At 68.7% G+C, this 13464-nt stretch carries 11 protein-coding genes and 1 tRNA gene; 9 read left to right on the forward strand and 3 right to left on the reverse strand.

The genetic code is table 11. From position 1 onward, the window contains the following. Positions 1–52 precede the first annotated feature (52 nt). On the forward strand, positions 53–499 hold the full coding sequence (gene queD, locus LWW89_RS10015; protein ID WP_293263838.1) for a 6-carboxytetrahydropterin synthase QueD: 447 nt from the start codon (positions 53–55) through the stop codon (positions 497–499). A gap of 131 nt (positions 500–630) precedes the next feature. Here queD and LWW89_RS10020 read toward each other — a convergent pair. Then, positions 631–718: transfer RNA gene (locus LWW89_RS10020), tRNA-Ser, on the reverse strand. A gap of 233 nt (positions 719–951) precedes the next feature. Between LWW89_RS10020 and LWW89_RS10025 the strand changes: the two genes are divergently transcribed. Beyond that, positions 952–1581 (forward strand): Bax inhibitor-1 family protein, encoded by a 630-nt coding sequence (locus tag LWW89_RS10025; protein WP_293263839.1) that lies wholly within the window; start codon positions 952–954, stop codon positions 1579–1581. A gap of 94 nt (positions 1582–1675) precedes the next feature. Here LWW89_RS10025 and rlmD read toward each other — a convergent pair whose 3' ends face one another. Next, a complete protein-coding gene (gene rlmD, locus LWW89_RS10030; RefSeq protein WP_293263840.1) occupies positions 1676–3076 on the reverse strand; it encodes a 23S rRNA (uracil(1939)-C(5))-methyltransferase RlmD in 1401 nt (466 codons plus the stop codon). 471 nt (positions 3077–3547) lie between these two features. Here rlmD and LWW89_RS10035 point away from each other — a divergent pair, with 471 nt between their 5' ends. Beyond that, positions 3548–3802 carry a hypothetical protein gene (locus LWW89_RS10035; protein ID WP_293263841.1) on the forward strand — a complete coding sequence of 85 codons (255 nt, stop codon included), beginning with the start codon at positions 3548–3550 and terminating at the stop codon, positions 3800–3802. 190 nt (positions 3803–3992) lie between these two features. Here the strand turns inward: LWW89_RS10035 and LWW89_RS10040 are convergent, their stop codons facing one another. Beyond that, the gene (locus LWW89_RS10040; RefSeq protein WP_293263842.1) at positions 3993–6884 is read right to left on the reverse strand and encodes an EAL domain-containing protein; all 2892 of its coding nucleotides are present in this window, start codon (positions 6882–6884) and stop codon (positions 3993–3995) included. 324 nt (positions 6885–7208) lie between these two features. Here LWW89_RS10040 and LWW89_RS10045 point away from each other — a divergent pair, with 324 nt between their 5' ends. The 6 genes from LWW89_RS10045 to moaE all read left to right on the forward strand — a co-directional run bounded on the left by LWW89_RS10045 (position 7209) and on the right by moaE (position 13411). Further along, on the forward strand, positions 7209–9326 hold the full coding sequence (locus LWW89_RS10045) for an ATP-dependent DNA helicase (protein ID WP_293263843.1): 2118 nt from the start codon (positions 7209–7211) through the stop codon (positions 9324–9326). Positions 9327–9379: 53 nt separating this feature from the next. Then, on the forward strand, positions 9380–10657 hold the full coding sequence (locus LWW89_RS10050) for a hypothetical protein (protein WP_293263844.1): 1278 nt from the start codon (positions 9380–9382) through the stop codon (positions 10655–10657). Between the two features lie 160 nt (positions 10658–10817). Beyond that, a complete protein-coding gene (gene mobB, locus LWW89_RS10055) occupies positions 10818–11402 on the forward strand; it encodes a molybdopterin-guanine dinucleotide biosynthesis protein B (protein WP_293263845.1) in 585 nt (194 codons plus the stop codon). A 27-nt stretch (positions 11403–11429) separates the two neighbouring features. Beyond that, positions 11430–12668 carry a gephyrin-like molybdotransferase Glp gene (gene glp / locus LWW89_RS10060; RefSeq protein WP_293263846.1) on the forward strand — a complete coding sequence of 413 codons (1239 nt, stop codon included), beginning with the start codon at positions 11430–11432 and terminating at the stop codon, positions 12666–12668. A gap of 19 nt (positions 12669–12687) precedes the next feature. Beyond that, the gene (gene moaD / locus LWW89_RS10065; RefSeq protein ID WP_293263847.1) at positions 12688–12942 is read left to right on the forward strand and encodes a molybdopterin converting factor subunit 1; all 255 of its coding nucleotides are present in this window, start codon (positions 12688–12690) and stop codon (positions 12940–12942) included. Between the two features lie 4 nt (positions 12943–12946). Beyond that, entirely contained in the window at positions 12947–13411 is a 465-nt protein-coding gene (gene moaE / locus LWW89_RS10070; protein WP_293263848.1) for a molybdopterin synthase catalytic subunit MoaE, read from the forward strand. Positions 13412–13464: the final 53 nt, after the last annotated feature.

A 13464-nucleotide genomic window follows, 5' to 3' on the forward strand; every position in this document is an offset into this window, starting at 1 on the left:
ATGATATACTCGCTGCCCCGTAACGCCATCACCGGGTTTCCCGTTGCCGTCGATGCAGATCACCCGCCGCCTGGAGTTCGATGCCGGTCATCGCATTCCCGATCACAAGAGCCAGTGCCGCCACCTGCACGGGCACCGCTACGCCCTGGAAATCACCCTGTCCGGAGAGGTGATCGAGTTGGACGGCGACGCCGCCAACGGCATGGTGATGGATTTCGCCGAGGTGAAGTCCCTGGCCAAGGAGCACATCGTGGACCGCTGGGACCACGCCTTCCTGGCCTACGAGCAGGACGAGCCCCTGGTGAGCTTCCTACAGGGCATGCCCGGCCACAAGACGGTGTTGCTGCCGTGCGTGCCGACGGCGGAAAATCTGGCCCGCCAAGCGTTCAAGATTCTCGACGAGGTCTACCGGGACACCTACGGCAACCACCTGCGCCTACAGCGGGTGCGCCTCTACGAAACCCCAAACTGCTGGGCTGACGCGGTCCGTCCCGAATGATCCGGCGCGTGGCGGGTAGGTGGAACCGGCCGCCTGGCGCAGCGTGTTACCTGGTGTTACGAAGGGCGCGGCGGGTTTCGCTAAACTCCGCCCTGACCCTGCTCTGACGCGGCCGGCAGGCCGTAGGGATGTGGCGGATGGGGTGGGATTCGAACCCACGAGCCCTTGCGGGCCGCCGGTTTTCAAGACCGGTGCATTCAACCACTCTGCCACCCATCCGCGTCTCGCGGGCCAGGCCGTCGCGAGGGGGCGGATGATAGCATAAGCGCGCATTCCGGCCCCAGCCCGGCGGGTCACGAAGCGTGACAAACCGCTACATAACAATGGCAACTCGGTTGCCGCCGCATCGATCAAAATAAACGCAATTTCTCTCTGGAGGTAGCGCCATGCAACCGCAGTTTCAAATGACCACCGGCAGTGCTTCTCAGGAACGTTCTGTCCAGCAAAACCGTGTGCTGCGGAACACCTACCTGCTGCTCGCCCTGTCCATGATCCCCACCGCCATCGGCGCTCTGGTCGGCATCAAGATGGGCTTTTCCTTCTTCGCCGGCAGCCCGATGGTGAGCTTCCTGCTCTTCCTCGGCATCGCCTTCGGCTTCATGTGGGGCATCGAGAAGACCAAACACAGCAGCATGGGCGTGGCCCTGCTGCTCGGCTTTACCTTCTTCATGGGGCTGATGCTGTCGCGCATCCTGTCCTTCGCCCTGGGCTTTTCCAACGGCGGTTCCCTGATCTTCATGGCGGCGGCCGGCACCGCGGGCGCCTTCTTTGCCATGTCGTTCCTGGCCACGGTGATCAAGACGGATCTGTCCTACCTGGGCAAGTTCCTGTTCATCGGCGTGATCGTGCTGCTGGTGGCCTCCCTGGCCAACATCTTCTTCCAGATCCCGGCGCTGGCCCTGACGATCTCCGCCGCGGCTGTGATGCTCTTCTCCGCCTATCTGCTTTACGACATCAAGCGCATCATCGACGGCGGCGAGGACAACTACATCACCGCCACTCTGGCGGTGTACCTGGACATCTACAACATCTTCGTCAATCTGCTGAACCTGCTGATGGCCTTTGCCGGCGAGCGCGACTGACGCGCCTGTCCGCCCCCGGATGCACCAATGAAAGAAGGCGCCCCTCGGGGCGCCTTCTTCGTTATCGGCCTTCGCCGGTCGAGCGAGGGGAGGGTTACTCCCGCTCGAACAATGCGATGGACTCCACGTGGGCGGTGTGGGGGAACATGTTGGCGATGCCCGCGCCACGCAGGGTGTAGCCCTTCTGATGGACCAGAATCGCGGCGTCCCGGGCCAGGGTGGCCGGGTTGCACGAGACGTAGACGATGCGCTTGGGGCCGTCCGGGCCCAGGGATTTCACCAGTTCCAGGGCACCTTCCCGGGGCGGGTCGATCAGCATCTTGTCGAAATGCCCCCAGCCGGCCACGATCTCCGGCGTGCACAGGAACAGGTTGGCCACGCCGTAATCCACCTGGCTGGCCAGGCCGTTGGCCTGGGCGTTCTCGAAGGCGCGCTTGACCAGGGCTTCGCTGCCTTCTACGCCAAACACCTGGGCGCCGGAGCGGGCGATCGGCAGGGTGAAGTTGCCCAGGCCGCAGAACATGTCGGCAATCCGCTCGCCCGGCTGAGGGTTGAGCAGGCGCAGGGCCTTGCGCACCAGCACCCGGTTGATCGGGTAGTTCACCTGGGTGAATTCGGTGGGCGAGAAATTCATCTCGATGGCGAATTCAGGCAGGGTATAGGTGAGCGGCGGCGCATCCAGGGGATAGAAACGGGCCACCGTGTCCGGCCCCTTGGGCTGCAGGTAAAAGACGACACCGTGGCTGTCGGCGAAACGGCGCAGCAGCTCTTCGTCGGCGCCGTTGAGCGGTTCCAGCACGCGCAGCACCAGGGCCAGGCAGCGCTCGCCCACGGCCACTTCCACCTGGGGCATGCGGTCGCTGATCGACAGGGCGCCGATCAGTTCGCGCAGCGGCAGCAGCAGGTCGGAAACGCGCTTGGGCAGCACGTGGCACTCGCGCATGTCGGCGATGTAGCTGCTCTTCTTCTCGTGGAAGCCCACCAGCATGCCGCCCTTCTTGGGCACCAGGCGGGCGCTCAGGCGGGCCCGGTGGCGGTAGCCCCAGGGGCTGCCCTGGAGCGGCGAATAAATTTCTTCCGGCTTGACGTTGCCGATGTGGGCCATGTTGTCTTCGAGCACGCGCTGCTTGGCCGCCACCTGGGCGCTCGGGTCCGCGTGCTGCAGGGCGCAGCCGCCGCATACGCCGAAATGGGGGCAGCGCGGCACGACCCGGGACGAGGCCGCCTTGATGATGCGGGTCGCCTGGGCGATCTCGAAGGTCGGCTTCTTGCGGTAGCTGGAATATTCGACCACTTCGCCGGGCAGGGCGCCGTCGATGAAGATGGTCTTGCCGTCCACGTGGGCGACGCCCTTGCCTTCATGGTCGAGGGATTCCACCTGGGCGATGCGCGGGGCGCGGGCGGGCTTGGCCTGGGCCGCCGGGGGCGGTGTTGCAGGCGCTTCGGGCGCGGCCTCCAGGGCCGGGGTGGCGAGGTCGGGGGAAGGTTGGGACATCGAGGGTAGCCCCCTGAAAAAACGCGAGATTTTAGCGCCCGCCGGGCAATTTTCAATGCCCGGCGAAATGTCGGGGAGTGGCGGCGGCCTGCTGGGCCATCGCCCTGGGGCATTTGCCTCTTGCGGGACGATCCGTGAATCGGTCGTGGCAATCAGGTTGCGGGCCTCCTGGGGAGTGGCGTTTCGACGCCTGACGGTCGGTTCAGTCATCCCTTTTTCGCGGGTTTTCATATGGGGAATCCTTTATGGAGTTATTGAATGCTGATACCAGGCTGACAATTTCTCCGGGGCGGGCTGCTGGCCGGGGTTGGCGGGCTTTTTGCCGGCAATGCGAGGGGAATGAACTTGAATGGTTAGCACCCCTACCTTTTTCAAAAATGGTGCTACAATTAGAGGCTGGTCGATCCCCCCCGGTCGGCCTCTGAATATTTCGGATCTGTACCTTTTCTCCTCCATAAAGGGAATTAACAAATGAAACAGTCTCTCCTGGTTGCTGCTCTCGTTGCTCTGGCCGTCTCCGCTTGCGGCAAGAAGGAAGAACCCGCTCCGGCCCCGGCCCCCGCTCCCGCCGCTGAAGCTCCCGCCGCTGCTCCGGCTGCCCCCGCCGCTGACGCCGCCAAGCCCGCCGAAGGCGCTGCCGCCGACGCCGCCAAGCCCGCCGAAGGCGCTGCTCCGGCTGCTGACGCTGCCAAGCCCGCTGAAGCTGCCCCCGCCGACAAGAAGTAATCTCGGCTTAAGCAGTGAAAAAAACCGGCCCATCGGGCCGGTTTTTTTTCGTCCCTACATCGGGCCAGGCGTGGGGATGGGGCGGGGTTGGAGTGGTGACAAGGAGGTAGGGGGGCAGGGGCGCTTGCAGGGAATCACGACTCCACCCTTGCCTCGCTGAGGCGGGTAGGAGAGGGAGCCGGATTCCGGTTCAGGCCTTGACCGGGGCGGCGATGAACGCGGCTTCGAAGTCCTTGGCCGGCAGGGGGCGGGCGAACAGGTAGCCCTGGACCACCTGGCAGCCCTGGGCCCGCAGGTGGTCGCGCTGGGCCTCGTTCTCCACGCCCTCGGCCACGGTGGCCAGGCCCAGGTGGCCGGCCATGCCGAGAATGGCCGCCACGATGGCCGCGTCGTCCTGGTCGTCGGGCAGGGCCAGGACGAAGGAGCGGTCCACCTTGAGCACGTCGAGGGGAAAGCGCTTCAGGTAGGCCAGGCTCGAATAGCCGGTGCCGAAATCGTCCAGGGCCAGGCGTACGCCCATGGCCTTGAGTTCGTCCAGGGTGTCGATCACCGGTTGGATGCCGCCCATCAGCACGCTCTCGGTCACTTCCAGTTCGAGCAGGGCGGGGGGCAGGCCCGACAGCTCCAGGGCGTGCCGCACCTCGGCCGCCAAGTCGCCGTGGTGGAACTGGCGGGCCGAGATGTTCACCGCCACCGTGACCGGCGGGCACCCCGGCCGCTGCCAGCCGGCGGCACGGCGGCAGGCGTCGAGCAGCACCCAGCGGCCGATGGTCAGGATCTGGCCCGTATCCTCGGCAATGGGGATGAAACGGTCTGGCGCGACCATGCCCAGTTCCGGATGCCGCCAGCGCAGCAGGGCCTCGGCGCCGCGCAACTGCCCGGTGCCCAGGTCGAACTGGCCCTGGTAGTACAGCGTCAGCTCCTGCCGTTCCAGGGCGCGGCGCAGGGCCTGCTCCAGGGCCAGGCGTTCCCGGGCCTGGGCATTCATTTCCTCCCGGTAGAACTGCATCCGGTTGCGCCCCGTTTCCTTGGCATGGTTGACCGCTGCGTCAGCGTTGCGCAGCAGGGTGTCGAAATCGTTGCCGTCCCCGGGGAACAGGGTGACGCCGACGCTGCAGTTGATGGCCAGGACGTGGCCATCCACCACCAGGGGCGGAGTGAAGGCATCCATCAGTGACCGGGCGGCCGACGCCGCGGCGGAAGCGTCGCTGGCCCCGGGGAGGATCACCGCGAATTCGTCGCCGCCCAGGCGGCTGACGGTGGCGCCTTCGCCGGCCGTTTCCACCAGGCGTTCGCCGACGATGTGCAGCACCCGGTTGCCGACCCCGTGGCCGAGGGAATCGTTGATCGTCTTGAAGCGGTCCACGTCCAGGATGCACAGGGCCAGGCCGTGCTCGCTGCGCCGGGCGTCCAGGATTGCCTCGTTGCAGCGCTCTTCCAGCAGCAGGCGGTTGGGCAGGCCGGTGACCGCGTCGTATTCGGACAGGTAGCGCACCCGGGCCTCGGCCGCCTTGCGTTCCGACACGTCGGAGAAGGCGGCCACCCGGTGGGTGACCTGGCCGGCGTCGTCGAACAGGGTGGAGATGTGCAGCCACTCCGGATACAGGCTGCCGTCCTTGCGCCGGTTCCAGATCTCGCCGCTCCAGGTGCCGCTTTCCCGCAACGCTTGCCACATCTGCCGGTAGAACTCGCCGTCGTGGTAGCCGGATGAGAGCAGGCGCGGATTGTGGCCCAGCACCTCGCTGGGGGTGTAGCCGGTGATCTGGGTGAAGGCGGCGTTCACCGCCACGATGGTGTTGCCGGCGTCGGTGACCACCACCGCCTGGTTGCCGCTCTCGAACACCCGGGCCGCCAGACGCAGGTCCCGGGTCTGGGCCTCCAGGGTCTCGGCCTGGTCCTGGCCGTCCTGGCGCGAGCGCCGCAACAGGGTTTCCAGCCAGCGGGCGTAGAACACGGCGAAGAGCATGGCCACCGAGACGGTGACCAGCAGCGCCAGGATGATGGCGCTGCCTTGCTTGGCCAGTTCCCCTTCCAGTGCTTGGCGTTGCCGGATTTCCTCGACGTCGATGGCGCCCTGGTCCGTGCCGGTCACCAGGGACCAGCCCCAGGCGTCGGGCGGCGTCACGTAGGCAAAGCGCGGGGCGAGGGGCGGCGGCGGGCCGTCCTCCGTGGCCGTCGCGCCGGGCTTGACCCAGTCGTGGCGGACGAAACCGCCGCCCCGGGTGGCCATCTCATGCAGCCGTTCCAGGGCCGCGCGCAGTTCGGGAGCAGGCAGGTCCCGGGGGGCCAGGCCCTCCAGTGCCGGCTGGGCGGAGGCCAGCAGCAGCCGGCCGCTGCGGTTCAGCACCAGCAGTTCGCCGCTGCGCGCGGCGGCGCTGCCATTCAGGCGGGCCAGGGCTTCGCGCTGCATGTCCTGTTCCGCCGCGTCGACAAAGTCGCCGGCTCCGATCAGCCAGCCGTAGGGCGCGAAGCGCCGCACGTAGGAGAGTTTGTCGCGCAGCGCGGCTCCGCCCGGAGCGTGCCAACGGTAGGTGATGTAGCCCGCGCCCTCCGGGTTGTCCACGGCCTGGCGCAGGGCGGCCAGCAGGGATTGGCCGGCATCGTCGCGCAGATCGGCCAGGGACGTGCCTTCGCGCTCCGGCTGGTCGGGGGCGAGGATGCTGCGGCCGTCCTCGCCGCTGATGAAGAAATAGCCCCGACCGTCGAAGAAGCGTAGCGGCCGCAGGGCCTCGGCCACCAGCCGGCGGGTGATGGGGCCCTGGATGCGGCCGGATTTTTCGTACAGCCCGGCGACGATGGCCGTGCCGTCGTCCACCTGGCGGCGCAGTTGCCCGCGCAGCCGGGCGTCGGCCTGGCTGCGGGTCTGCTCCAGGTCGTTGCCCAGCGTTTCTGCCTGGGTCTTGAGCTGGTCCTGGTAGCGGGCCTGGATGGTCTCGTGCAGCTGGGCGGTGTTGTCGCGGAAGGTGCGGGCGTACTGCCAGGTGAAATAGCCGCCCAGGCCGATGCACAGGGTCAGGACGACGACCAGCATGCCCGCCAGTTGCAGGTGCTTCAGATTGCGTGAAACGAAGGAGCCGGACATGAGTCGTGAGCCGGCGCCGGGAGATTCCCGACGTCGGGTGGAACGGGCGCACCGGCGGGGCCGGGGCTGCCCAGGGGAAAACGGCGCTGCTTCCGGCAGCGGACGGAGCCGGGGCCGGGAGGCGGGCGCGGGAAAAGCGGGGGGAAGGAGAAGACCGTCCGGTGCCGCAGTCAGGCAGGGAAGCGGCCGAAGCGGGCGCAGCAACTGCAAGCCGGCGGGCATTTTAGCGTTGACTGAATTTCCTCTCAATTTTCCGGAGAGCCATGCAACCGCCGGGCCGGGGCGCCAATCTGATAGGATGCGGCACCCTGCTCGATTCGACCGATGGCTTCTCCCCACACCCCCGCCGCCGTTCCCGCCAGCGCCCTGGCATCCGTGGAATCTGGCGCATCGATCCCTCCCGCTCCGTACGTTCCCGCCTCGGCCCTGGGCGCCCGGGTGGAGCAGATTTTTCGCCCCGATGGCCCCCTGGCCGCCTCGGTGGGTCACTACCGGTTGCGCCCCCAGCAGCGCGAGATGGCGCTGCGCATCGCCGACGCCGTGGCCGACAACCGGGTGTTCGTCGCCGAGGCCGGCACCGGTACCGGCAAGACCTTCGCCTACCTGGTGCCGGCCCTGCTTTCCGGCGGCAAGGTGATCGTCTCCACCGGCACCAAGACTCTCCAGGACCAGCTGTTCACCAAGGACATCCCCCTGGTGCGCGGCGTGCTCAACGCCCCGGTCAAGGTGGCTCTGCTCAAGGGGCGGGCCAATTACGTCTGCCATTACCACCTGCAGCGCTCCCTGCTGGAAGGCCGCTTCCTCACCCGGGACGATTCCACCTACATCCAGCGTATCGCCCGCTTCGCCGCCATCACCGGCACCGGCGACAAGGCCGAATGCCCGGACGTGCCCGAGGCCGCGCCGGTGTGGGGCATGGCCACCTCGACCCGGGAGAACTGCCTGGGCCAGGAATGCCCCAACCACAAGGACTGCTTCGTCCTGGCGGCACGCCGCCAGGCCCAGGAAGCCGACGTGGTGGTGGTGAACCACCACTTGTTCTTCGCCGATGTGATGTTGAAGGACGAGGGGGCTGCCGAACTGCTGCCGGCCTGCAACACGGTGATCTTCGACGAGGCCCACCAGTTGCCGGAAACCGCCAGCCTGTTCTTCGGCGAATCGGTATCCACCAGCCAGGCCATCGACCTGGCCCGGGACACCCGGGCCGAGGCCCTCACCGACGCCAGGGACTGCCTCGACCTGCCGCCGGCCTGCGCCGTCCTGGAAAAGGCCGCCAAGGACCTGCGTCTGGCGGTGCCCATCGACCCGGCCCGCTATTCCCTGGCCCAGTTGCAGCGCTTTGCCGACTTCGAATCGGCCCTGGACGGCTTCGAGGCGGCCATCGACCACCTGGCCGCCATCCTCGAAACCCAGGCCGGGCGCAGCGAGGGGCTGAAGAACTGCTGGGAGCGCAGCCTGGAACTGGCCGTCCTGGTGAACAAGTGGCGCCGCGGGGTGCCCGGTGAGACGGACGAGACAGCCTTCCCCGAGGAGCCTGCCCCGGGAGCCAAGCAGGGTGCGGCTTCCGACAAAGCCGCCCCGGTGGAGCACATCCGCTGGGCCGAGGCCTACACCCACGCCCTGCAACTCAACGCCACGCCCCTGTCTATCGCCCGCATCTTCCGCCGCCAGATGGGCGGCCATCCCCGGGCCTGGATCTTCACCTCCGCCACCCTGGCGGTGCAGCAGAACTTCACCCACTACTGCGCCGAGATGGGCCTGTGGGAGGTGGAGACCGCCTGCTGGGAAAGCCCCTTCCGCTACGACGAGCAGGCCATCCTCTACTCGCCGTCCGGCATGCCCGACCCCAACAATTCCGCCTACCCGGACGCGGTGATGAACAAGGCCTGGCCGGTGCTCAAGGCCGCCCGGGGCGGTGCCTTCTTCCTGTGCACCTCGTTGCGCGCAATGCGCCGCATCCACGAGCTGCTCAAGGCGCGCATCGAGGACGAGGGCCTGGACATCCCCCTGCTGATCCAGGGCGAGGGCAGCAAGAACGAGCTGCTCGACCGCTTCCGCCAGCTTGGCAACGCCGTGCTGGTGGGCAGCCAGAGCTTCTGGGAAGGGGTGGACGTGCGCGGCGAGGCCCTCTCCCTGGTGGTCATCGACAAGCTGCCCTTCGCCCCGCCGGACGATCCGGTGCTGTCGGCGCGCATCGAGCACATGAACAAGGCCGGGCGCAACGCCTTCGTGGATTACCAGTTGCCCCGGGCGGTGATCAACGTCAAGCAGGGCGCCGGCCGCCTCATCCGCAGCGAGACCGACCGAGGCGTGCTGATGATCTGCGACCCGCGCATGGTGGACAAACCCTACGGCCGGCGCGTCTGGCGCAGTCTGCCGCCGATGCGCCGCACCCGGGACGAGCAGGTGGTCCTCGATTTCTTCGCCGAGGGCCGCTACTGAAGCGCGCTGCCGACGCACCTCCCCAACCGACATCCGATTGACGACCCCACGCCATGACCGCCCAGACCGTGCCTGACGCCCAACGCGCCGCCGCCGAGCAGCGCAACGCCGTGCCCGACGCCGGACGGCCCGATTCCGCCGTGCTCGACGCCCGCCTCGGCAGCGAAGCCCTGGCCGGCCGGCCCACCCTGTTTTCCGCCGCCCGGGTCCACGTGGCCCAGGCAGACCTGGATGCCATGGCCGCCTTCGCCGCCGCCATGGAGGCCGTTGCCGCCCTGCCGGCCTGGCGCGAAGTGGCCCTGGCCCAGGCCCCGGCCAGCGCCGCCGAACGGGCCGGCCGCGACGTCGCCGCCGAGAGGCCCCTGGCCGCCTCGGCCTTCATGGGCTACGACTTCCACCTGTCGCCGGAAGGCCCGCGCCTGATCGAGATCAACACCAACGCCGGCGGCGCCCTGCTCATGGCGGCCCTGCTCGATGCCTGGCAACCCGGCCAAGGGGCGGCCCTGGAAGAGGCCATCGCCGCCATGTTCGCCGCCGAACTGGCCCGGGAAGGCAAGCGCGCCGCCCTGCCCCGGGCGGTGGTGGTGGACGAGGCGCCGGCCGAGCAATATCTGGCCCCGGAATTCACCCTCACCGTGGATCTGCTCGCCCGTCACGGCTGGCAGGCCGCGGTGGCCGATCCTGCCGAGCTGGCCTGGGACGGCGCCTACCTCACCCATCAGGGCCAGCCGGTGGATCTGGTCTACAACCGTCTCACCGACTTCTACCTGGATGCCCCGTCTTCCCAGGCCCTGCGACAGGCGTGGCGCAGCGGCGCGGCGGTGGTCACCCCCCATCCGGCGGCCCACGCACTGTTCGCCGACAAGCGGCTGATGACCCGCCTGTCCGATCCGGCCTGGCTGACCGAGGCCGGCGCCGATGCCGCCACCCGGGCGGCCATCGCCGCCTGCACGGCCGAAACCCGCCAGGTCACCCCCCATAATGCCGAGGCCCTGTGGGGCGAGCGGCGCCGCTGGTTCTTCAAGCCCGCCGCCGGCTTCGGCAGCCGCGCCGCCTACCGGGGCGACAAGCTGACCAAGCGGGTGTTCGAGGAGATCGTCGTCGCCAGCAGCGATCCGGCCGCCGGCGGCTACGTGGCCCAGGCCCTGGTGCCGCCGTCCACCCGGATGGTGGCAACGCCGGAAGGGGATCAGCCCCTCAAGGTTGACGTGCGCAACTATGCCTACGCCGGCCAGGTGCAACTGGTGGCGGCCCGCCTCTACCAGGGCCAGACCACCAACTTCCGCACCCCGGGCGGCGGCTTTGCCCCGGTGCTGGCGGTGGCCGGCTGAGGGCGGGATTCACCCGCACGCGCCGGGCAGCGGGGGCGTCGGTTTCGTCCCCGGCCCCTGTATTCCCAGCCTCCCTGCGCCGTCCGGCGCCCGGAATCCGCCACCGCCGTTTTTGACCCGCGCCGTGGCGCCTGGTCCCATTGCACGCTATCGTTCGTCCATGACCGAATCCCTTCGTCACGCTTCTTCTTTGCCTTCCCCCACGCCCGTGCCCCGGGCCGCCGACCTGACCCCGCGCATCGCCGGCAAGACCGTGTTCGGCTTCGCCGGCTATTCCGGCTCGGGCAAGACCACCCTGATCGAACAGCTCATTCCGCGCCTGATCGCCCGGGGGCTGCGGGTGTCCCTGATCAAGCACGCCCATCACGATTTCGACATCGACAAGCCGGGCAAGGACTCCTATCGCCACCGCCAGGCCGGCGCGGCGGAGGTGCTGATCACCTGCAATTCCCGCTACGCCCTGCTGCACGAACTGCGCGGGGCACCGGAGCCGACCCTGGCCGAGCACCTGGAGCGCCTGTCGGCCTGCGACCTGGTGCTGGTGGAAGGCTTCAAGAACGACCCGATCCCCAAGATCGAAATTCATCGTCCGGTTCACGGCCGGCCCCTGATCTATCCTGAAAATCCCTACGTGGTGGCAGTGGCCAGCGATGCCGACCTGGACCTGCCGCCGCCCTTGTCCCGCCTCGACTTGAACGATCCGGACGCCGTGGCCGACTTCATCGCCGCCTACGTCCGGACCTGACCCACGCGACTACGCAAGAGAATGCCCATGCTGACCCTGCACGACGCCCTCGACCGCCTTCTCGCCGCCGCCACGCCGGTGAGCGGGGAGCGAGCCATCCCCACCATCGCCTGCGCCGGCCGGGTGTTGGCCCAGGAGCAACGCTCCGCCATCGCCGTCCCGCCCCTGGACAACTCGGCCATGGACGGCTACGCCTTCAACCATGCCGACGTCGTGGCCGCCGCTGGGGCCGACGGTCGCGTCACCCTGCCGATTTCCCAGCGCATCACCGCCGGTAGCGTGGGGCTGCCCCTGCGTCCCGGCACCGCCGCCCGCATCTTCACCGGTGCACCGATCCCCCCCGGGGCCGATACGGTGCTGATGCAGGAGCGCACCGAGGCTGATGCCGAGGGCCAACAGGTGACCCTGCTGGACGTGCCCGCCGCCGGTACGGCGGTGCGCCGCCGCGGCGAGGACATCGGCGAGGGCGACACCATCCTGCCCGCCGGGCGCAAACTCACGCCCCAGGACGTGGCCCTGGCCGCCTCCGTCGGCCTGGCCACCCTGCCGGTGTACCGGCGGGTGCGGGTGGCGGTGTTCTTCACCGGCGATGAACTGCGCATGCCCGGCGAGCCGCTGCCGCCGGGGGCCATCTACAACTCCAACCGCTTCGCCCTGGTGGCGCTGCTGGAGCGCCTGGGTTGCGAGGTCAAGGATCTGGGCCAGGTGCCGGACAAGCTGGAGGCCACCCGCACGGCTCTGCGCGAGGCGGTGCAGCAGGCCGACCTGATCGTCACCTCCGGCGGCGTCTCGGTGGGCGAGGAAGACCACGTCAAGCCGGCGGTGGAAGCCGAAGGCCGCCTCGACCTGTGGCAGGTGGCGATCAAGCCGGGCAAGCCCCTGGCCCTGGGCGCGGTACGCGGCGGCGACGGGCCGACCGGCGAGGTGCCCTTCATCGGCCTGCCGGGCAACCCGGTGTCCAGCTTCGTCACCTTCCTCACCCTGGTGCGCCCCTTCGTCCTCAAGCTCCAGGGCGTGGCCGACGCCGCGCCGCGCAGCTACCCGATGCGCGCAGGTTTTTCCTGGACCCGCCCCGATCCGCGCCGCCACGAATACCTGCGCGTACGCCTGGGGGCCAACGGTGAGCTGGAGTGCTTCCCCAACCAGGGTTCCGGGGTGCTCACCTCGGTGGCCTGGGCCGACGGCCTGGTGGAAAACCCGCCGGGCACCGTGATCGCACCGGGGGACATCGTCCGCTTCCTGCCCCTGGCCGAATTGCTCGGCTGATTTCGTCGCAAGGACCGCCATGACCGTGACCGTGCTGTACTTCGCCGCCCTCAAGGAAGCCCTGGGGGCATCGTCCGAATCCCTGGCCCTGCCCGCCGGGGTGGCCACCGTGGCCGATCTGCGCGCCCACCTGGCAGCCCGGGGCGAGGCCTGGGGGCAACTGGCCTCGTTCAAAAACCTGCGTTGCGCGGTGAACCAGGACATGGTGCCGCTCACCGCTGCTGTGAAGGAAGGCGACGAGGTGGCCTTCTTCCCCCCGGTGACCGGGGGCTGAGGCCATGAAGATCGCCGTTCAGGAAGCCGACTTCGATGTCGGTGCCGAGCTGGCCGCCCTGACCCGGGGCCAGCCGGCGGTGGGGGCCTGCGCCAGCTTCGTCGGCTATGTGCGCGACCGCAACGACGGTGCGGCGGTGGCGGCCATGACCCTGGAGCACTATCCGGGCATGACCGAAAAGGCCCTGGCGGCCATCGTGGACGAGGCCCGGGGCCGTTGGGACTTGCTCGATGTGACCGTCATCCACCGGATCGGCCGGCTCGACATCGGCGACCAGATCGTCCTGGTGGCGGTGACCAGCGCCCACCGGGGCGAGGCTTTCGCCGCCTGCGAGTTCATCATGGACTACCTGAAGACCCGGGCGCCGTTCTGGAAGCGGGAGGAAACCCCCGAGGGTGCCCGCTGGGTGGATGCCCGGGAAACCGACGACGCAGCCGCCGGGCGCTGGGGGGAGGGCGGGCGTCGATAGCGCCGGCGCCCGTCGCCCCACAAGCAAAAGGCCGCTGCAATGCGGCCTTTTGC

It is taken from the genome of Oryzomicrobium sp., from assembly GCF_021287045.1.
Taxonomy (GTDB): Bacteria; Pseudomonadota; Gammaproteobacteria; order Burkholderiales; family Rhodocyclaceae; genus Oryzomicrobium.